This is a genomic window from Roseovarius marisflavi (assembly GCF_900142625.1).
Classification (GTDB): domain Bacteria; phylum Pseudomonadota; class Alphaproteobacteria; order Rhodobacterales; family Rhodobacteraceae; genus Roseovarius; species Roseovarius marisflavi.
In genome coordinates, this window is sequence record NZ_FRBN01000022.1 from 1 (window position 1) to 16,292 (window position 16,292).

Genomic DNA, 16,292 nt, shown 5'->3' on the forward strand with positions numbered 1-16,292 from the left:
TCGCCCCGATCGCCATGGAAGACGGCCTCCGTTTCGCCATCCGCGAAGGCGGCCGTACCGTCGGCGCCGGCGTCGTCTCCAAAATCATCGAGTAACAACCTATTAAGGGTTCGAAGAGGAAGGCCGGGTGGTCCGGCCTTCCTCCTATCAACTCCAACGCCGCGAAAGGCTAACCAATGCAAAGCCAAAATATTCGCATTCGGCTGAAGGCATTTGACTACCGCGTACTGGATGCCAGCACGCAGGAAATCGTCAATACCGCCAAACGGACCGGTGCCGAGGTTCGTGGGCCTATCCCGCTGCCGAACAAAATTGAAAAGTTCACAGTTCTGCGTAGTCCCCACGTGAACAAGAAATCGCGCGATCAGTTTGAGATCCGGACGCACAAGCGTCTTCTCGACATCGTTGACCCGACGCCCCAAACGGTAGACGCGCTGATGAAGCTCGATCTTGCCGCCGGCGTTGACGTCCAGATTTCGGTTTAAGGAGGGCTACTGATGTTGCGCTCTGGTGTAATCGCAAAAAAAGTCGGCATGACCCGGCTTTTCATGGAAGACGGCAAGCAGATTCCTGTGACCGTTCTTCAACTCGACAAACTTCAGGTTGTTGCTCAGCGCACAGCTGAGCTGCACGGCTATTCGGCTGTTCAGCTTGGTGCTGGTACGGCCAAGGTCAAACGCACTAGCCAGGCCATGCGTGGCCACTTTGCTGCGGCCAAGGTTGAACCCAAGCGCAAGATCGCGGAATTCCGCGTTGCGCCGGAGAACCTGATCAACGTGGGCGAAGAGATCACGGCGGACCATTACTTTGAAGGTCAGTTCGTGGACGTCTCGGGCACCTCGATTGGTAAGGGCTTCCAGGGTGCCATGAAGCGGCACAACTTTGGTGGTCTGCGCGCGTCGCACGGTGTGTCTGTAAGCCACCGTTCGCATGGTTCGACCGGTCAGTGTCAGGATCCGGGCAAGGTTTTCAAAGGCAAGAAGATGGCTGGTCACATGGGTTCTGCCCGCGTCACCACGCAAAACCTTCAGGTCATCAAAACCGACGCCGATCGTGGTCTGATCATGATCAAAGGCGCCGTTCCCGGCTCCAAAGGTGGTTGGGTGACGATCAAGGATGCGGTCAAAAAGCCGTTCCCCGAGAACGCGATCCTGCCCGCCGCTCTGAAATCGGCTGCTGAAGAAGCTGCTAAAGCTGCTGAAGAGGCCGCCGCACAGGCCGCCGCCGAAGCAGAAGCAGCCGCAAAGGCCGCCGCTGAAGAAGCTGCGGCCGCGGAAGAAGCAGCCCTGAAATCGGCCGAGGCCGAAATTCAGGCTGAGAAGAAGGAAGGCGAAGAATGAAACTCGACGTCATCAAACTGGACGGCGGCAAAGCTGGCTCGGTCGATCTGGGCGAAGACATCTTCGGCCTGGAACCGCGCGCAGACATTCTGCAACGTGTCGTCCGCTGGCAGCGCAACAAGGCGCAGGCCGGTACTCACAAGGTGAAAACCCGGTCCGAGGTCAGCTATTCGACCAAGAAAATCTATCGCCAAAAAGGCACCGGTGGCGCACGCCACGGCGCCCGTTCGGCACCGATTTTCCGCAAGGGTGGTATCTACAAGGGCCCGACGCCCCGTAGCCACGCCCATGATCTGCCGAAAAAAGTCCGCGCGCTCGGTCTCAAGCATGCTCTGTCTGCCAAGATGGCAGCGGGCGAGCTTGTGATCATCGATATCGCAGATTCGACCGGCAAGACCGCTGCACTGGCCAAACAGGTCCGTGACCTTGGCTGGAAGCGCGCGCTGATCATCGACGGGGCCGAAGTGAACGCAGAGTTCGCCAAAGCCGCCCGCAACATCGAAGGTCTCGATGTTCTGCCGTCGATGGGCGCTAACGTCTATGACATCCTCAAGCGTGACACTCTCGTGCTCACCAAAGCGGGTGTCGAAGCACTGGAGGCTCGTCTGAAATGAGCGCGAAACCGCAACATTACGATGTGATCCGCAAGCCGATCATTACCGAAAAGGCCACTATGGCCTCTGAAAACGGTGCTGTGGTGTTTGAGGTGGCAATCGACGCCAACAAACCCCAGATCAAAGAGGCCGTCGAGGCGCTCTTTGGTGTCAAGGTCAAAGCTGTCAACACCACCATCACCAAGGGCAAAGCCAAACGTTTCCGGGGCCAGCTTGGTCGCCGTAACGACGTTAAAAAGGCTTATGTGACCCTTGCTGAGGGCAACACAATCGACGTGACCACGGGTCTGTGAGGATGGTGGGTTAGCACCCACCCTACGCACTAAAAACCCCGGCTGCCGAAAGGTGGCCGGGGTTTTTCATTGAGTTGCCGCACGCCGCACGCCGCCCGGCAATTGCGCTCAGAGCGGGACGTCATCGTAAGCGCGGGACATTTTGGAGGTGGCTTCCTTCAGGCTCTCGCCCGCCGCGTCGTTCATGATATCGAACAGGCGATGCGCCTCTGCGGTGTACTGTTCGATTGCCTTGCGGAAGAGTTCGGATTGCAGTTGTACCACTTCAACCGGCTTCCTGCAGCGCAGCAATGCCTTTTGGCCTTCGAGGTCTTCCTGAAACCGCTCGGAAACGAAACGCGTGCTCTCGGCGATGATATCAAGCCAGAGCTTGGACGCCGCCGGGTGCCCCGCGATCATGGCGGCGGAAAACGCAGAAAGATCGGGCTTTCCAGTGTCGGATTTCTTGGCAGTTTTGGTCATTGTCTTTCTTCCTTTACCTGAGTTATCGCGAACTCGGGGCCAACGCGCGCGCGGCCCCGATCGCGATCTTTGCAAGACCCATTTTAGGCTGGATTCGCTGCCGATGAATTGATCTGTGTCGTGTGGCGGGAAATCGGGCGGTTGCCCTTGGCGTTTTCGCGCCCCACCCCCTTGACCGCAAAGGCCCGCTCCCCTATCAGAGCCCATCGGCAAGGCCCCGGATTCGTCCGGGGCTTCGCCTTTGTTCGCAAGAGCAATCCAACCGGGGACCTTTGGGGCCCTAAACCTTGCCACCTTCGGGGGGCTGCAACAGCGGCGGGTCTGACCTGCTGCAAGAAAACGGAAGACAGAAAGCATGGCACTTAAGTCGTATAAGCCGACGACGCCGGGCCAGCGTGGGCTGGTGCTGATCGACCGTTCGGAACTTTGGAAAGGTCGTCCCGTCAAATCTCTCACTGAGGGTTTGTCGAAACATGGCGGTCGGAACAACACCGGACGGATCACGATGCGTCGCAAAGGCGGCGGGGCAAAACGCCTTTACCGGATCGTAGATTTCAGACGGAACAAATTCGATGTGGCGGCCACCGTCGAGCGGATCGAATATGACCCGAACCGGACCGCGTTCATCGCGCTGATCAAATATGAAGATGGCGAGCAGGCCTATATCCTGGCCCCCCAGCGTTTGGCTGTGGGTGACAAGGTTCTGGCCGGCGCCAAGGTCGACATCAAGCCGGGCAACGCAATGCCGTTCTCGGGCATGCCGATCGGTACGATCATCCACAATATCGAGCTTAAGCCCGGTAAAGGTGGTCAGATCGCACGCGCCGCAGGCACCTATGCCCAGTTCGTGGGTCGTGATGGTGGCTACGCTCAGATCCGTCTGAGCTCGGGCGAACTTCGCCTGGTGCGTCAGGAGTGCATGGCCACCGTTGGTGCCGTCAGCAACCCCGACAACAGCAACCAGAACTACGGTAAAGCGGGCCGCATGCGTCACAAGGGCATCCGCCCCTCTGTGCGTGGTGTGGTTATGAACCCCATCGACCACCCGCATGGTGGTGGTGAAGGTCGTACATCGGGTGGTCGTCACCCTGTTACGCCCTGGGGTAAGCCCACAAAAGGTGCTCGTACCCGGAACAAGAACAAAGCGTCGCAAAAGCTTATTATCCGCTCGCGTCACGCCAAGAAGAAGGGACGTTAATCTATGTCTCGCTCTGTATGGAAAGGCCCATTTGTCGATGCTTACGTGCTTAAGAAAGCCGAAGCATCGCGCGAATCCGGGCGCAACGAAGTTATCAAGATCTGGTCGCGCCGCTCGACGATCCTGCCCCAGTTTGTGGGTTTGACGTTTGGTGTCTACAACGGCCGCAAACATATCCCAGTCAACGTCACAGAAGACATGATCGGTCAAAAGTTTGGTGAATATTCGCCGACTCGTACCTATTACGGTCACGCTGCTGACAAAAAAGCGAAGCGGAAGTAAGTCATGGGCAAGGAAAAGAACCCCCGCCGCGTGGCCGACAACGAAGCAATGGCAAAACTGCGCATGCTTCGCACCAGCCCGCAAAAACTCAACCTTGTTGCTGCGATGATCCGCGGTAAAAAGGTCGACAAAGCGCTGAACGATCTGACCTTCAGCAACAAGCGTATCGCCGCAGACGTCAAGAAATGTCTGCAATCCGCGATCGCCAATGCTGAAAACAACCACAATCTCGATGTGGATGGTCTTGTCGTTGCCGAAGCTTACGTCGGTAAGAACCTTGTGATGAAACGCGGTCGCCCGCGGGCTCGTGGCCGGTTTGGCGCTCTGCGCAAGCCGTTCTCGGAACTGACGATCAAGGTCCGTGAAATTGAGGAGCAAGCCTAATGGGTAACAAAGTCAATCCGATTGGCATGCGCCTTCAGGTCAACCGCACCTGGGACAGCCGCTGGTACGCCGACACCAAGGATTATGGCAATCTTCTGCTTGAAGATATCGCCATGCGCAAATTCATTGGCAAAGAGTGCAAACAAGCCGGCATCAGCCGTGTGATCATCGAGCGTCCGCACAAGAAGTGCCGCGTCACGATCCACACTGCGCGTCCGGGCGTGATCATCGGCAAAAAAGGCGCCGATATCGAAGGTCTGCGCAAGAAGCTGGCGGCGATGACCGACAGCGAGCTGCACCTGAACATCGTCGAGGTCCGCAAGCCGGAGCTTGACGCGGCTCTGGTCGGCGAAAGCATCGCGCAGCAGCTTGAGCGTCGTGTGTCCTTCCGTCGTGCCATGAAGCGCGCCGTGCAGAACGCAATGCGCATGGGTGCCCTTGGTATCCGGGTCAACGTCGCGGGTCGCCTTGGCGGCGCCGAGATCGCCCGTACCGAATGGTACCGCGAAGGTCGTGTGCCCCTGCACACCCTGCGCGCCGACATCGATTATGCACCTTATGAGGCGCTGACGCCTTATGGCATCATCGGTATCAAGGTCTGGATCTTCAAGGGTGAGATCATGGAACATGATCCCGCGGCACGTGACCGTAAAGCCCAGGAACTCCAGGATGGTCCCGCGCCCCGTGGCGCCGGCGGCCGCCGTTAAGGAGGAATGACAGATGCTACAACCAAAGCGCAGCAAATTCCGTAAGATGCACAAAGGCCGGATCAAGGGAGAAGCCAAAGGCGGCTCCGATCTGAACTTTGGCACTTACGGCCTTAAAGCGACCCAGCCCGAGCGTGTGACTGCACGTCAGATCGAAGCTGCTCGTCGTGCCATGACACGTCACATGAAACGTCAGGGCCGGGTCTGGATCCGGATTTTCCCGGACCTTCCCGTGACCAGCAAGCCCACCGAAGTTCGGATGGGTAAAGGTAAAGGTTCAGTTGATTTCTGGGCCGCCAAGGTCAAGCCGGGCCGGATCATGTTCGAGATTGACGGCGTGTCCGAGGCCATCGCATTCGAGGCCCTGCGCCTTGCCGCGATGAAATTGCCGATCAAGACCCGTGTCGTGGTTCGCGAAGACTGGTAAGCGCGTGGGTTTCACCCACCCTACATGAAATCGAAAAGCCCCTGCCAAGCGATTGGTGGGGGCTTTTTGTTTTGAGCGGCTCAAGCCCTCTCGCCACGCGGGGGGCGTTCGTTTAAGACGGGGGCATGACAAAGATATCCTCACTTTTCGTGACCCACCTCTATCATGCTGCCCTGTCTGAGCAGGGCAAACCCATTGATGCCGCCGAACTTGAAACCTCGTGCTATTCCATCGCCGAGGATGACGAGGCGGGGCAGGAGTGGTGCGAGGAGAACGGCTATCCCGGCTATACCTCTTACGCCTCGCTCACCGATCTTGGCTGGCGGTTCCCGATCTTCAAGGATCTGGTCAAGGTGCTCAACAAGCATGTCGCCGCCTTTGCCAAGGATCTGGAATTTGATCTCGACGACAAGAAGCTCAAGCTTGAGGATATCTGGATCAACATCCTGCCCGAAGGCGGAACGCATTCCAGCCACATCCACCCGCATTCTGTCATCAGCGGTACGACCTATGTGGCGATGCCCGATGGCGCCAGCGCGCTCAAACTCGAAGACCCGCGTTCGGCGATGATGATGGCCGCGCCGGCGCGCCGCAAGGACGCACGCGAAGAGCTGAAGACCTTCATCTATGCCAAACCCGCCGTCGGGGATGTCCTGCTCTGGGAAAGCTGGCTGCGCCATGAGGTGCCGATGAACATGAGTGAAGAAGACCGGATTTCGGTGAGTTTCAACTACAGTTGGGGGTGAGTGCGGTGGGGCGGTGACGCGCGTGGGTTTTACCCACCCTACGCAAACAAACTTATCCCTTGCCCTCTAGCGTCACCTCGCCTATAGACCCCCAATCCACGATGACCCGGTCCGCCGGGGATTCGTGCGTTTGCAATTCATCCACCAGGTTTCAGGTCACCCTGTGATAACCGACAGGGGCCGACTGGTGTTTTGAGAAAGGAAAAGAGCATGAACGCTCAAGAGCTACGTGACAAGACACCCGATCAGCTCCGCGAAGAGCTGACCAGCCTGAAGAAAGCGCAATTCAACCTGCGTTTCCAGGCCGCGACAGGTCAACTGGAAAACCCCGCACAGATGCGCGTTGCCCGTCGCAACGCCGCTCGCGTGTTGACCATCCTGAACGAAAAAGCCGCTAACGCGGCCACAGAATAATAGGGAGCCTCTCAGATGCCCAAACGTATCCTGACTGGCACCGTGACCAGCGACGCAAACGAACAAACCATCACCGTGTCGGTTGAGCGCCGTTTCAAGCACCCGGTTCTGGCAAAAACGATCCGTAAGTCCAAGAAGTACCGGGCTCACGATGAAAAGAACGCTTTCAAGGTCGGCGATTCCGTACGCATCATCGAATGCGCGCCGCGCTCGAAAACGAAACGTTGGGAGGTGCTTGAGGCGTAAGCCTCTGGCCCTTTTCGGCATAATCGAAACCCTGGGGATCAGGCACTGCATCGCCCCCCATAGGTCGGGAGAAACCAAATGATCCAGATGCAAACCAACCTGGATGTTGCTGACAACTCCGGCGCTCGCCGAGTTCAGTGCATCAAGGTTCTGGGTGGTTCCAAGCGTAAATACGCTAGCGTTGGCGACATCATTGTCGTCTCCGTCAAGGAAGCCATTCCACGTGGTCGCGTTAAAAAGGGTGACGTCCGCAAGGCCGTCGTCGTACGCACCGCCAAAGAAGTTCGTCGTGACGACGGCACCGCAATCAAGTTCGACCGCAACGCCGCCGTGATCCTGAACAACGCAGGTGAGCCGGTCGGCACCCGTATCTTCGGGCCGGTTGTTCGCGAGCTGCGCTCCAAGAACTTCATGAAAATCATCTCGCTCGCGCCGGAGGTGCTGTAAGATGGCTGCTAAACTGAAAAAAGGCGACACCGTTGTCGTTCTGGCTGGCAAAGACAAAGGCCAGAAGGGCACGATCACCACTGTTGACCCCAAGGCCGGCAAAGCCGTCGTCGAGGGCGTGAACATGGCCATCCGCCACACCCGTCAAAGCCAGACCAGCCAAGGCGGTCGCGTCCCGAAAGCGATGCCGATCGACCTGAGCAACCTGGCTCTTCTCGACAAAAACGGCAAACCGACCCGCGTTGGCTTCAAGATCGAAGGCGACAAGAAGGTGCGTTTTGCCAAGACCACGGGGGACGTGATCGATGCTTGATACAGCAGCTTATACCCCGCGCCTCAAAACCGTTTTCCGCGAAACCATCAAGCCTGCTCTGAAAGAAGAGTTCGGCTATAAGAACGACATGCAGATCCCGCGTCTGGACAAGATCGTTCTGAACATTGGTTGCGGTGCCGAAGCGGTGCGCGATTCCAAGAAAGCCAAGTCGGCTCAGGAAGATCTTTCCACCATCGCAGGTCAGCACGCGGTTATCACCAAGGCGCGCAACTCGATCGCGGGCTTCCGCGTTCGTGAAGACATGCCGCTTGGTGCCAAGGTAACCCTGCGCGGCGACCGGATGTTTGAATTCCTCGACCGTCTGATCACCATCGCAATGCCCCGTATCCGCGACTTTCGCGGCGTTCCGGGCAAATCTTTCGATGGCAATGGCAACTATGCCATGGGTCTCAAGGAACACATCGTCTTCCCCGAAATCAACTTCGACAAGGTCGACGAAGTTTGGGGCATGGATATCGTTATCGCAACCACGGCGAAGACCGACGCTGAAGCTAAGGCACTGTTGAAGCACTTCAACATGCCTTTCAACAGCTAAGCCGCGGGAGGATAGATTTATGGCTAAAAAAGCAATGATCGAGCGCGAAAAGAAACGCCAGGCTCTGGTGGATCGTTTTGCCAAGAAGCGCGCCGCGCTCAAAGAGATCATCAACGATCAGGACAAGCCGATGGAAGAGCGTTTTCGCGCGTCTCTGAAACTGGCGAAACTGCCGCGCAACAGCTCGGCCACACGGCTGCACAATCGGTGCCAGCTGACTGGTCGTCCGCATGCGTATTATCGCAAACTCAAAGTGTCGCGGATCATGCTACGCGAGCTCGGCTCAAGTGGTCAGGCTCCCGGCGTCGTGAAATCCAGCTGGTAAGGGAGAATTAGTATGAATGATCCTATCGGCGATATGCTCACCCGTATCCGCAACTCGCAGATGCGTGGAAAATCCACGGTTTCGGTGCCGGCCTCGAAAATGCGCGTGCGCGTTCTCGATGTTCTGCAATCCGAGGGCTATATCCGCGGTTATGAGATGAGCACTGGCAAAGATGGCCACCCGGCAATCGAAGTCAGCCTGAAATATTTCGAAGGCACCCCTGTTATTCGCGAAATGAAACGGGTTTCGAAACCCGGTCGTCGCGTCTATCTGGGCGTCGATGACATCCCGCAGGTCCGTCAGGGCCTGGGTGTGTCGATTGTCTCCACCTCCAAGGGTGTGATGTCGGATGCATCTGCGCGCGCAGCCAACGTTGGCGGCGAAGTGCTCTGCACTGTATTCTAAGGAGACCCGGAAATGTCTCGTATCGGCAAACAACCCGTACCGCTGCCTGCTGGCGTCACCGCGACGCTCTCTGGTCAGACAATCGAAGTCAAAGGCCCGATGGCCACCAAAAGCTTTACCGCGACCGATGATGTTACAATCACCATCGACGACGGTCAGGTTTCGGTCACGCCCCGTGGCAAATCCAAGCGCGCGCGCCAGCAGTGGGGCATGACCCGTACGGTCATCTCCAACCTGGTGCACGGCAGCAGTCAGGCCTTCAAGAAAGAGCTTGAAATCCGTGGCGTGGGTTATCGTGCCCAGCTTCAGGGCAACGTGCTCAAACTGAACCTCGGCCTCAGCCATGATGTCGATTTCCACATTCCGGAAGGTGTAACTGTTACCGTTCCCAAGCCCACTGAAATGGTGGTTGAAGGCACGGATAAGCAGCTCGTCGGTCAAGTCGCGGCAAATATCCGCGATTGGCGTCGTCCCGAGCCCTACAAGGGCAAAGGCATTCGCTACAAAGACGAGTATATCTTCCAGAAGGAAGGCAAGAAGAAGTAAGGACGCGACAGATGGCAAACAGCAAGAGAAAACTGTTCCTCAAGCGCCGCATGCGCGTTCGGAACAAACTTCGCAAGGTCAACGCAGGGCGTCCGCGTCTTTCGGTGCACCGCAGCAACAAGAACATCAGCGTACAGCTGATCGACGACGTCAACGGTGTGACGCTCGCCAGTGCCTCGACCCTCGAAAAGGATCTTGGTCTGGTCGGGAAGAACAACGTCGAAGCCGCGGCCACAGTTGGCACGGCGATCGCGGAGCGGGCCAAAAAGGCCGGCATCAGCGAGGCGTATTTCGATCGCGGTGGCTTCCTGTTTCATGGCAAGGTCAAGGCAGTTGCCGACGCCGCACGTGAAGCCGGGCTGAAAATCTAAAACAGCGCAGGCGGCCCCGCAACGGGCCGCCTCGATGATCCGGGGGCTTTCGGGCCCACCTGGATTGACACAGAATTGGTGCCGATGGCGCCGCAATGAAAGGACGCCAAATGGCAAGAGATGAGAACCGCCGTGGAGGTCGCGACCGCGACGAAACGCCGGAATTCGCAGATCGTCTAGTCGCGATCAACCGGGTCAGCAAAACCGTTAAAGGCGGTAAACGCTTTGGATTTGCGGCGCTCGTCGTCGTCGGCGATCAGAAAGGCCGCGTTGGCTTTGGCAAAGGTAAGGCGAAAGAGGTCCCCGAGGCCATTCGCAAAGCGACCGAAGCCGCCAAGCGCGCCATGATTCGCGTTCCGCTGCGCGAGGGTCGGACCCTGCACCACGACATGGAAGGTCGCCACGGCGCCGGCAGGGTCGTGATGCGCACAGCACCGCAAGGTACCGGTATCATCGCCGGTGGTCCGATGCGTGCCGTCTTCGAGATGCTGGGTGTTCAGGACGTTGTTGCCAAATCCAACGGCAGCCAGAACCCCTATAACATGATCCGCGCCACGCTGAACGGGCTTCAAAAAGAAAGCTCGCCCCGCATGGTCGCCCAACGCCGAGGCAAAAAGGTCGCTGACATCCTGAAAAAGGGTGACGAAGCGCCGGCAGCCGAAGCCGCGGAAGCGTAAGGAGTTCTGATCAATGGCAAAAACCATCGTAATCAAGCAGATCGGGTCTCCGATCCGTCGCCCCGAAAAACAGCGTCAGACGCTGATTGGGCTGGGTCTTAACAAGATGCACCGCGTTCGCGAACTTGAAGACACGCCCGCAGTGCGCGGCATGATCAACAAGATCCCGCACATGGTCGAGATCCTCGAAGAAAAAGGCTAACGCCGGGCGTGGGTTTCCCGGGCTGACCCCGTTTTCGGCTGAAACGGTCCACCGGACCGTTTCTGGATAGCCTCAAACCCCACCCTACGTGAGTTTGAAAGCGCCCTTGGTTTTGCCGGGGGCGTTTTTGTGTTTGACGCCCCTCATGCTTTAGTCGTGCAGGGCAAGATATGATCCGGGGAACCCCAAGGCGCATGCTAGAATGGTGCATGGACGGCCACTCTGCGCGGGCGATTGTCGGCAGAGGCCCGACCATTTCTGACAGCGATAGAGGAGGGTCTTATGTCAAGCCAATGTAGCGGTGGATGCGAGCACATTCACACCAAGGCGGCGCATGCGCCGATTGATAACCACACCTGCCATTGTTCCGTCTGCAAGGGCGTCACCGGTCAGGACACCACCCATGTGGTGTTTTTCAAGCATGGTGATATTGAGGTCGACAACGAGGCCGGGTTGAAACGCCAACCGTTCAATGCCGCCAACCCAGATGGCCCGCTGGAGCTGTGCACCTGCGGTGAATGCGGCGCGCCGATCATGCTGGATGACAAGCAAAGCCGCATTCGGGTGATCGTGCCCAACCTGATGGGTTATGGCGATCAGATCGAACCGGCGTCCTATCACGCGTTTTACGACCCCGCGAGCGGTGTGCCGAAACCATCCGATGGCCGCCCGGTCTATGAGGGCCTGCGCCCCGATTTCGTCTGGCCCGAGCCGTCGTAAGCTGTGGTAAGGCGCGTGGGTTTCACCCACCCTACGAGACATTGAAGGGCCCCGGCCTAGCCGCGTGGAAGCGCAGGGCCGGGGGCCTTATTCCACCCGACAAGCGGGCAGCCAAGCGTTTCGCGCAGGGCGGCGGCCAGTTCGTCGACCGTTTCGGTCGAGACATATATGCCGCCGGTCGCATCCGAGAGGCATTTGGCCACCGTTTTCCCTTGGGTATAGCTGTCGGCCTCGGGGCTGTCCCAGCTGAAGAAATCGACCACCACGCGAAACCCGATCACATGCACGGTAATATCCCGCGCCTCTGCGGCCAATTCGCGCCCAAGCGCGCAGGGCCGCCCGCCGCAGGTTTCATTGCCATCGGTCACCAGAACCACAAGCCCCGGATGCTTACGGTACTCAAGCACCTCTGCGGCCGCCCGAACCGACTCTGCCAGCGGGGTAAGGCCACCAGGGCGCAGCGCCTCGACCTCGGCGACCACGCGCGCCGCCGCGTCCGACATCGGCGCAAAGCGCAGGTCGATATTGTCACAGGCATCGTTTGGCCCCGGCCCATAGGTAATCAAGCCGACCCGCCGATAGGGCGCGATTTCGGGCATGGCGCGGCGCATGGCGTCGCGTGCCTCCATGATGCGGGTCGCCGCCTGTGTGTCAAAGCCGATTTCGGCCATCGAGGCCGAGCCGTCAAAGACCAGCATCGCATCCGTCGCACAGCCCGTCGCGGCATGGGGCGCAGGCCCCATCGGGACGAGACCAAGGCAAGCCGCCAAAACGGGCAGGGAGATCAAGCGTAGGCTCATGCCCGCACTCTGCCAGTTGCAGGCGCGACTGTCACTCGATGCTTGATACCGGACGCGATCCCGTCTATATGCCCGCGAGTGGCGCTGTTTTGCCACGACTTAACATCAATATACGCCGCGTTTGGCCCAACCGTCGCTGGGGGTCACATCCGGCATAGGAGAAGCGACATGAAACTGCATGAACTGCACGACAATCCCGGTGCAACCAAGAAACGCAAGCGCATTGGCCGTGGCCCGGGTTCGGGCATGGGTAAGACCGGTGGTCGTGGTATCAAAGGTCAGAAATCCCGTTCGGGTGTGGCGATCAAGGGTTACGAGGGTGGCCAGATGCCGCTCTACCAACGTCTGCCCAAGCGCGGCTTTACCAAGCCGAACCGCAAATCTTATGCGGTCGTCAACCTTGGCCTGATCCAGAAATTCATCGACGAGAAGAAAATCGACGCTTCCGCCGCAATCACCGAAGACGTGTTGATCGCGTCGGGTCTTGTTCGCCGCAAGCTTGACGGTATCCGCGTTCTCGCCAAGGGCGATATCTCGGCCAAAGTCACGCTTCAGGTCACTGGTGCGTCGCGCTCGGCGATCGAAACCGTCGAAAAAGCCGGTGGTTCACTGACGGTCACAACCGCGCAGGCCGCTGAATAAGAGGTTGTGAGTGGCGTTCGCGCCGCTTACATATGCTCCGAGTTTTCCTTTAACGCCGCCTGAGCTGGAAAACAGCTTCTGGCGGCGTTGTCATATGAAAGAGACCCGCGAATGGTATCTGCAGCAGAGCAAATGGCGGCCAACACCAGCTGGTCAGCGCTTGGTAAGGCCTCCGATCTTCGCAAACGCATCCTGTTTACGCTGGGGCTTTTGATCGTCTATCGTCTTGGCACCTATATCCCGGTGCCCGGTATTGACGGCGCCGCCCTGCGCGAATTCATGGAGGGCGCCCAGGCCAGCATCGGCGGCATGTTGTCGATGTTCACCGGCGGTGCGCTTGGCCGGATGGGCATTTTCGCCCTCGGGATCATGCCCTATATTTCGGCATCGATCATCGTTCAGCTTCTGACCGCGATGGTGCCACAGCTTGAGCAGCTGAAGAAAGAGGGCGAACAGGGCCGCAAGAAGATCAACCAATACACCCGCTATGGCACGGTTGGTCTTGCGACGCTGCAATCCTACGGTCTGGCCGTCAGCCTTCAGTCGGGGGATATGGTCACCAATCCGGGCGGCTTTTTCCTTGTGTCCTGCATGATCACGCTGATCGGCGGCACGATGTTCCTGATGTGGCTTGGCGAACAGATCACCGCACGCGGCATCGGAAACGGTATTTCGCTGATCATTTTCGTGGGCATCATCGCCGAAGTCCCCGCCGCATTGGCACAGTTCTTCAGCCAGGGCCGTTCGGGCGCAATCAGCCCGGCGGTGATCATTGGCGTGATGATCATGATGGTGGCCGTGATCGCCTTTGTGGTGTTCATGGAACGCTCGCTTCGCAAGATCCATATTCAGTACCCGCGCCGTCAGGTCGGCATGAAAGTCTATGACGGGGGCTCTTCGCATCTTCCGATCAAGGTGAACCCGGCCGGCGTTATCCCGGCGATCTTTGCCAGCTCTCTTTTGCTTCTGCCTGCGACGATCACCACGTTCTCGGGCACCCAGACCAGCCCGGTGATGTCGACGATCATGGCCTATTTCGGCCCCGGTCAGCCGCTCTATCTGTTGTTCTTCACGCTGATGATCGTGTTCTTCACCTATTTCTATACCTTCAACGTGGCGTTCAAGACCGATGATGTGGCCGATAACCTGAAGAACCAGAACGGCTTTGTTCCCGGCATCCGTCCCGGCAAGAAGACGGCCGAATACCTTGATTACGTGGTTAACCGCGTGTTGGCCCTCGGGGCCGGTTATCTTGCGCTTGTCTGCCTGATGCCGGAAATCCTGCGCAGCCAGTTTTCCATTCCGTTCTACTTCGGCGGCACTTCGGTTCTGATCGTGGTCTCGGTGACGATGGACACGATCCAGCAGGTGCAAAGCCACTTGCTTGCGCATCAATACGAAGGTCTGATTGAGAAATCACAGCTGAGCGGTAAAGGTAAGAAACGATCACGCAGAAAAGGGGCAGCACGCCGATGAACATTATCCTTCTCGGGCCCCCGGGGGCAGGCAAAGGCACACAGGCGCACCATCTTGTCGCCACCCGCAACATGATCCAGCTTTCGACCGGCGACATGCTGCGGGAGGCCAAGGACAGCGGCTCTGAGATGGGCAAGATCGTGGCCGATGTTATGGCACGTGGCGATCTTGTGACCGATGAGATCGTGATCGGCCTGATCCGCGAGAAATTGCAGGGCGACAAACAGGGCGGCTTTATCTTCGACGGCTTCCCGCGCACCCTGCCGCAGGCCGACGCGCTTGGCGATCTTCTGGCAGAGCAGGGCGAAACGCTTGACGCAGTGATCGAGCTTCGTGTCGACGACGAGGCGCTTGTAGAGCGGATCACCGCGCGCTCGACCTGTGGTGGTTGTGGCGAGGTCTATAATGACATCACCAAGCCCTGGCCCGCCGACGGAAAATGCGGCAAATGCGGCTCTTCGGATGTCAAACGCCGCGCGGATGACAACGAGGACAGCCTGCGCAACCGGTTGATGGAATACTACAAGAAAACCTCGCCGCTGCTTGGTTATTACTATGCCAAGGGCAAGCTTTCTTCGGTCGACGGTCTGGCCGAAATCGCGCAGGTTCAGTCGGCAATTTCGTCTGAACTTGACAAATAAGGGGGCAGGGCTTGACGCCCCCTTGGTTTCCCCCTAACCAGCCCTATCTCGCGAGAGAATTGATTCTGCTCGGGTCGCGCCCGGAACAGATATTATCACCTGAATTCAGCTGCGGCCCGAAGCGAAGACGCCTCGGGCTTACGTTGTGAAAAAAGGTTCTGGAGCTACGGAACCGCAACGAAAAGGAACTTACATTTGGCACGTATCGCCGGCGTAAACATCCCGACCCACAAACGGGTCCCGATCGCCCTGACTTATATCACTGGTATCGGCCACACATCGGCCAAGGCCATCTGTGAAGCCGTGAACATCGACGCCTCGCGTCGCGTGAACGAGCTTTCCGACGCCGAGGCCCTGGCCCTGCGCGAGCACATCGACGCCAACTACACCGTCGAAGGTGACCTGCGTCGTGACACGCAGATGAACATCAAGCGTCTGATGGATCTTGGCTGCTACCGTGGCCTGCGCCACCGTCGCAACCTTCCGGTTCGCGGTCAGCGCACACATACCAACGCACGCACACGCAAGGGCCCCGCAAAGGCCATTGCCGGCAAGAAGAAATAAGGGAGGGCTGATCAATGGCACGCGATACCAAACGCACCAAAAAGAAGGTCTCCAAGAACATCGCCACCGGCGTTGCTCATGTGAACTCTTCCTTCAACAACACCAAGATCCTGATTTCGGACGTGCAGGGCAATGCGATCGCATGGTCGTCGGCCGGCACCTGCGGGTTCAAAGGCTCGCGCAAGTCGACGCCCTATGCTGCCCAGATGGCCGCAGAAGACGCCGGCAAGAAGGCCCAGGATCACGGCATGCGCACCCTCGAAGTCGAAGTTCAGGGCCCCGGTTCGGGCCGTGAATCGGCGCTGCGCGCTCTGGCCGCTGTTGGTTTCAACATCACCTCGATCCGTGATGTGACACCGATGGCCCACAATGGTTGCCGCCCGCCGAAACGTCGCCGGGTCTGATCTGAGACACACCAAGTGGGACCGCGCAGTTTTGCGCGGTCCCCTTTTCGTCATTTTAATACCTCGGGCGTTCTGAACCTTTGGACATGG

Annotated in this window: 30 protein-coding genes; 28 read left to right on the forward strand and 2 right to left on the reverse strand. The window is 58.3% G+C overall.

The genetic code is table 11. The features are described from left to right. The 5 genes from BUB78_RS15655 to BUB78_RS15675 all read left to right on the forward strand — a co-directional run. Positions 1-95, forward strand: a 95-nt coding sequence (locus BUB78_RS15655; RefSeq protein ID WP_207545791.1) for an EF-Tu C-terminal domain-related protein, incomplete at its 5' end; no start/stop codon positions are given. 81 nt (positions 96-176) lie between these two features. Next, positions 177-485, forward strand: a complete 309-nt coding sequence (gene rpsJ / locus BUB78_RS15660) for a 30S ribosomal protein S10 (protein ID WP_073199620.1) — start codon at positions 177-179, stop codon at positions 483-485. A 12-nt stretch (positions 486-497) separates the two neighbouring features. Beyond that, positions 498-1,340 (forward strand): 50S ribosomal protein L3, encoded by an 843-nt coding sequence (gene rplC, locus BUB78_RS15665; protein ID WP_073199622.1) that lies wholly within the window; start codon positions 498-500, stop codon positions 1,338-1,340. Continuing rightward, entirely contained in the window at positions 1,337-1,954 is a 618-nt protein-coding gene (rplD, locus tag BUB78_RS15670; RefSeq protein WP_073199624.1) for a 50S ribosomal protein L4, read from the forward strand. Before rplC ends, rplD begins: the two co-directional genes overlap by 4 nt. Continuing rightward, the gene (locus tag BUB78_RS15675; RefSeq protein ID WP_073199626.1) at positions 1,951-2,247 is read left to right on the forward strand and encodes a 50S ribosomal protein L23; all 297 of its coding nucleotides are present in this window, start codon (positions 1,951-1,953) and stop codon (positions 2,245-2,247) included. Before rplD ends, BUB78_RS15675 begins: the two co-directional genes overlap by 4 nt. Positions 2,248-2,355: 108 nt before the next feature. Here the strand turns inward: BUB78_RS15675 and BUB78_RS20745 are convergent, their stop codons facing one another. Next, complete coding sequence (locus BUB78_RS20745; RefSeq protein ID WP_073199629.1) at positions 2,356-2,709, reverse strand: phasin family protein; 354 nt, start codon at positions 2,707-2,709, stop codon at positions 2,356-2,358. Between the two features lie 355 nt (positions 2,710-3,064). On the opposite strand from BUB78_RS20745, the gene rplB reads away from it, so the two are divergent. From rplB to BUB78_RS15770, 18 genes are all read left to right on the forward strand, one after another. After that, the gene (gene rplB, locus BUB78_RS15685; protein WP_073199631.1) at positions 3,065-3,907 is read left to right on the forward strand and encodes a 50S ribosomal protein L2; all 843 of its coding nucleotides are present in this window, start codon (positions 3,065-3,067) and stop codon (positions 3,905-3,907) included. Positions 3,908-3,910: 3 nt separating this feature from the next. Continuing rightward, positions 3,911-4,189 (forward strand): 30S ribosomal protein S19, encoded by a 279-nt coding sequence (rpsS, locus tag BUB78_RS15690; protein ID WP_073199632.1) that lies wholly within the window; start codon positions 3,911-3,913, stop codon positions 4,187-4,189. Positions 4,190-4,192: 3 nt separating this feature from the next. After that, the gene (rplV, locus tag BUB78_RS15695) at positions 4,193-4,573 is read left to right on the forward strand and encodes a 50S ribosomal protein L22 (protein ID WP_073199634.1); all 381 of its coding nucleotides are present in this window, start codon (positions 4,193-4,195) and stop codon (positions 4,571-4,573) included. After that, positions 4,573-5,280 (forward strand): 30S ribosomal protein S3, encoded by a 708-nt coding sequence (gene rpsC, locus BUB78_RS15700; protein ID WP_073199636.1) that lies wholly within the window; start codon positions 4,573-4,575, stop codon positions 5,278-5,280. The genes rplV and rpsC overlap by 1 nt, the downstream gene beginning before the upstream one ends. A gap of 13 nt (positions 5,281-5,293) precedes the next feature. Then, on the forward strand, positions 5,294-5,707 hold the full coding sequence (gene rplP / locus BUB78_RS15705; RefSeq protein WP_073199638.1) for a 50S ribosomal protein L16: 414 nt from the start codon (positions 5,294-5,296) through the stop codon (positions 5,705-5,707). Positions 5,708-5,832: 125 nt separating this feature from the next. Continuing rightward, the gene (locus BUB78_RS15710) at positions 5,833-6,453 is read left to right on the forward strand and encodes a 2OG-Fe(II) oxygenase family protein (RefSeq protein WP_073199639.1); all 621 of its coding nucleotides are present in this window, start codon (positions 5,833-5,835) and stop codon (positions 6,451-6,453) included. 210 nt (positions 6,454-6,663) lie between these two features. Continuing rightward, a complete protein-coding gene (gene rpmC, locus BUB78_RS15715; protein ID WP_073199640.1) occupies positions 6,664-6,867 on the forward strand; it encodes a 50S ribosomal protein L29 in 204 nt (67 codons plus the stop codon). A gap of 15 nt (positions 6,868-6,882) precedes the next feature. After that, complete coding sequence (gene rpsQ, locus BUB78_RS15720; protein ID WP_073199641.1) at positions 6,883-7,113, forward strand: 30S ribosomal protein S17; 231 nt, start codon at positions 6,883-6,885, stop codon at positions 7,111-7,113. Between the two features lie 78 nt (positions 7,114-7,191). After that, the gene (gene rplN, locus BUB78_RS15725; protein WP_073199642.1) at positions 7,192-7,560 is read left to right on the forward strand and encodes a 50S ribosomal protein L14; all 369 of its coding nucleotides are present in this window, start codon (positions 7,192-7,194) and stop codon (positions 7,558-7,560) included. A 1-nt stretch (position 7,561) separates the two neighbouring features. After that, positions 7,562-7,873 (forward strand): 50S ribosomal protein L24, encoded by a 312-nt coding sequence (gene rplX, locus BUB78_RS15730; protein ID WP_073199643.1) that lies wholly within the window; start codon positions 7,562-7,564, stop codon positions 7,871-7,873. Continuing rightward, positions 7,866-8,429, forward strand: a complete 564-nt coding sequence (gene rplE, locus BUB78_RS15735) for a 50S ribosomal protein L5 (RefSeq protein ID WP_073199644.1) — start codon at positions 7,866-7,868, stop codon at positions 8,427-8,429. The genes rplX and rplE overlap by 8 nt, the downstream gene beginning before the upstream one ends. A gap of 19 nt (positions 8,430-8,448) precedes the next feature. Beyond that, positions 8,449-8,754 (forward strand): 30S ribosomal protein S14, encoded by a 306-nt coding sequence (rpsN, locus tag BUB78_RS15740; RefSeq protein ID WP_073199646.1) that lies wholly within the window; start codon positions 8,449-8,451, stop codon positions 8,752-8,754. A 12-nt stretch (positions 8,755-8,766) separates the two neighbouring features. After that, positions 8,767-9,159: a 30S ribosomal protein S8 gene (gene rpsH, locus BUB78_RS15745; RefSeq protein ID WP_073199648.1), complete on the forward strand. Its 393-nt coding sequence runs from the start codon at positions 8,767-8,769 to the stop codon at positions 9,157-9,159. Between the two features lie 12 nt (positions 9,160-9,171). Continuing rightward, the gene (gene rplF, locus BUB78_RS15750; RefSeq protein ID WP_073199650.1) at positions 9,172-9,705 is read left to right on the forward strand and encodes a 50S ribosomal protein L6; all 534 of its coding nucleotides are present in this window, start codon (positions 9,172-9,174) and stop codon (positions 9,703-9,705) included. Positions 9,706-9,716: 11 nt separating this feature from the next. Then, complete coding sequence (rplR, locus tag BUB78_RS15755) at positions 9,717-10,076, forward strand: 50S ribosomal protein L18 (RefSeq protein ID WP_073199652.1); 360 nt, start codon at positions 9,717-9,719, stop codon at positions 10,074-10,076. Between the two features lie 110 nt (positions 10,077-10,186). After that, positions 10,187-10,753, forward strand: a complete 567-nt coding sequence (gene rpsE, locus BUB78_RS15760; protein ID WP_073199655.1) for a 30S ribosomal protein S5 — start codon at positions 10,187-10,189, stop codon at positions 10,751-10,753. Between the two features lie 13 nt (positions 10,754-10,766). After that, positions 10,767-10,955, forward strand: a complete 189-nt coding sequence (rpmD, locus tag BUB78_RS15765) for a 50S ribosomal protein L30 (RefSeq protein ID WP_073199656.1) — start codon at positions 10,767-10,769, stop codon at positions 10,953-10,955. Between the two features lie 282 nt (positions 10,956-11,237). Further along, positions 11,238-11,675: a GFA family protein gene (locus BUB78_RS15770; protein ID WP_073199658.1), complete on the forward strand. Its 438-nt coding sequence runs from the start codon at positions 11,238-11,240 to the stop codon at positions 11,673-11,675. A gap of 56 nt (positions 11,676-11,731) precedes the next feature. Here BUB78_RS15770 and BUB78_RS15775 read toward each other — a convergent pair whose 3' ends face one another. Then, entirely contained in the window at positions 11,732-12,475 is a 744-nt protein-coding gene (locus BUB78_RS15775; protein WP_245813537.1) for a vWA domain-containing protein, read from the reverse strand. 168 nt (positions 12,476-12,643) lie between these two features. Between BUB78_RS15775 and rplO the strand changes: the two genes are divergently transcribed. The 5 genes from rplO (at position 12,644) to rpsK (ending at position 16,202) form a co-directional block, all read left to right on the forward strand. Then, entirely contained in the window at positions 12,644-13,117 is a 474-nt protein-coding gene (gene rplO / locus BUB78_RS15780) for a 50S ribosomal protein L15 (protein ID WP_073199662.1), read from the forward strand. A gap of 111 nt (positions 13,118-13,228) precedes the next feature. Further along, positions 13,229-14,593: a preprotein translocase subunit SecY gene (gene secY, locus BUB78_RS15785; RefSeq protein ID WP_073199664.1), complete on the forward strand. Its 1,365-nt coding sequence runs from the start codon at positions 13,229-13,231 to the stop codon at positions 14,591-14,593. After that, positions 14,590-15,234, forward strand: coding sequence for an adenylate kinase (locus tag BUB78_RS15790; RefSeq protein ID WP_073199666.1), 645 nt, complete (start codon positions 14,590-14,592; stop codon positions 15,232-15,234). Before secY ends, BUB78_RS15790 begins: the two co-directional genes overlap by 4 nt. Before the next feature lie 195 nt (positions 15,235-15,429). Next, a complete protein-coding gene (rpsM, locus tag BUB78_RS15795) occupies positions 15,430-15,798 on the forward strand; it encodes a 30S ribosomal protein S13 (protein WP_073199668.1) in 369 nt (122 codons plus the stop codon). A 14-nt stretch (positions 15,799-15,812) separates the two neighbouring features. After that, on the forward strand, positions 15,813-16,202 hold the full coding sequence (gene rpsK, locus BUB78_RS15800) for a 30S ribosomal protein S11 (RefSeq protein WP_073199670.1): 390 nt from the start codon (positions 15,813-15,815) through the stop codon (positions 16,200-16,202). Positions 16,203-16,292 lie beyond the last annotated feature (90 nt).

Bases quoted from the DNA above. Each gene is read 5' to 3' on its own strand.
- rplB (WP_073199631.1), top strand. From the start codon at position 3,065: ATGGCACTTAAGTCGTATAAGCCGACGACGCCGGGCCAGCGTGGGCTG.
- rplC (WP_073199622.1), top strand. From the start codon at position 498: ATGTTGCGCTCTGGTGTAATCGCAAAAAAAGTCGGCATGACCCGGCTT.
- rpsK (WP_073199670.1), top strand. From the start codon at position 15,813: ATGGCACGCGATACCAAACGCACCAAAAAGAAGGTCTCCAAGAACATC.
- rpmD (WP_073199656.1), top strand. From the start codon at position 10,767: ATGGCAAAAACCATCGTAATCAAGCAGATCGGGTCTCCGATCCGTCGC.
- rplO (WP_073199662.1), top strand. From the start codon at position 12,644: ATGAAACTGCATGAACTGCACGACAATCCCGGTGCAACCAAGAAACGC.
- rpsQ (WP_073199641.1), top strand. From the start codon at position 6,883: ATGCCCAAACGTATCCTGACTGGCACCGTGACCAGCGACGCAAACGAA.
- BUB78_RS15710 (WP_073199639.1), top strand. From the start codon at position 5,833: ATGACAAAGATATCCTCACTTTTCGTGACCCACCTCTATCATGCTGCC.
- rpsN (WP_073199646.1), top strand. From the start codon at position 8,449: ATGGCTAAAAAAGCAATGATCGAGCGCGAAAAGAAACGCCAGGCTCTG.
- rpsS (WP_073199632.1), top strand. From the start codon at position 3,911: ATGTCTCGCTCTGTATGGAAAGGCCCATTTGTCGATGCTTACGTGCTT.
- rpsH (WP_073199648.1), top strand. From the start codon at position 8,767: ATGAATGATCCTATCGGCGATATGCTCACCCGTATCCGCAACTCGCAG.
- rplP (WP_073199638.1), top strand. From the start codon at position 5,294: ATGCTACAACCAAAGCGCAGCAAATTCCGTAAGATGCACAAAGGCCGG.
- secY (WP_073199664.1), top strand. From the start codon at position 13,229: ATGGTATCTGCAGCAGAGCAAATGGCGGCCAACACCAGCTGGTCAGCG.
- rpsE (WP_073199655.1), top strand. From the start codon at position 10,187: ATGGCAAGAGATGAGAACCGCCGTGGAGGTCGCGACCGCGACGAAACG.
- BUB78_RS15770 (WP_073199658.1), top strand. From the start codon at position 11,238: ATGTCAAGCCAATGTAGCGGTGGATGCGAGCACATTCACACCAAGGCG.
- rplF (WP_073199650.1), top strand. From the start codon at position 9,172: ATGTCTCGTATCGGCAAACAACCCGTACCGCTGCCTGCTGGCGTCACC.
- BUB78_RS15775 (WP_245813537.1), bottom strand. From the start codon at position 12,475: ATGAGCCTACGCTTGATCTCCCTGCCCGTTTTGGCGGCTTGCCTTGGT.
- rplN (WP_073199642.1), top strand. From the start codon at position 7,192: ATGATCCAGATGCAAACCAACCTGGATGTTGCTGACAACTCCGGCGCT.
- rpmC (WP_073199640.1), top strand. From the start codon at position 6,664: ATGAACGCTCAAGAGCTACGTGACAAGACACCCGATCAGCTCCGCGAA.
- rpsJ (WP_073199620.1), top strand. From the start codon at position 177: ATGCAAAGCCAAAATATTCGCATTCGGCTGAAGGCATTTGACTACCGC.
- rplX (WP_073199643.1), top strand. From the start codon at position 7,562: ATGGCTGCTAAACTGAAAAAAGGCGACACCGTTGTCGTTCTGGCTGGC.
- BUB78_RS20745 (WP_073199629.1), bottom strand. From the start codon at position 2,709: ATGACCAAAACTGCCAAGAAATCCGACACTGGAAAGCCCGATCTTTCT.
- BUB78_RS15790 (WP_073199666.1), top strand. From the start codon at position 14,590: ATGAACATTATCCTTCTCGGGCCCCCGGGGGCAGGCAAAGGCACACAG.
- rplR (WP_073199652.1), top strand. From the start codon at position 9,717: ATGGCAAACAGCAAGAGAAAACTGTTCCTCAAGCGCCGCATGCGCGTT.
- BUB78_RS15675 (WP_073199626.1), top strand. From the start codon at position 1,951: ATGAGCGCGAAACCGCAACATTACGATGTGATCCGCAAGCCGATCATT.
- rplV (WP_073199634.1), top strand. From the start codon at position 4,193: ATGGGCAAGGAAAAGAACCCCCGCCGCGTGGCCGACAACGAAGCAATG.
- rplD (WP_073199624.1), top strand. From the start codon at position 1,337: ATGAAACTCGACGTCATCAAACTGGACGGCGGCAAAGCTGGCTCGGTC.
- rpsC (WP_073199636.1), top strand. From the start codon at position 4,573: ATGGGTAACAAAGTCAATCCGATTGGCATGCGCCTTCAGGTCAACCGC.
- rplE (WP_073199644.1), top strand. From the start codon at position 7,866: ATGCTTGATACAGCAGCTTATACCCCGCGCCTCAAAACCGTTTTCCGC.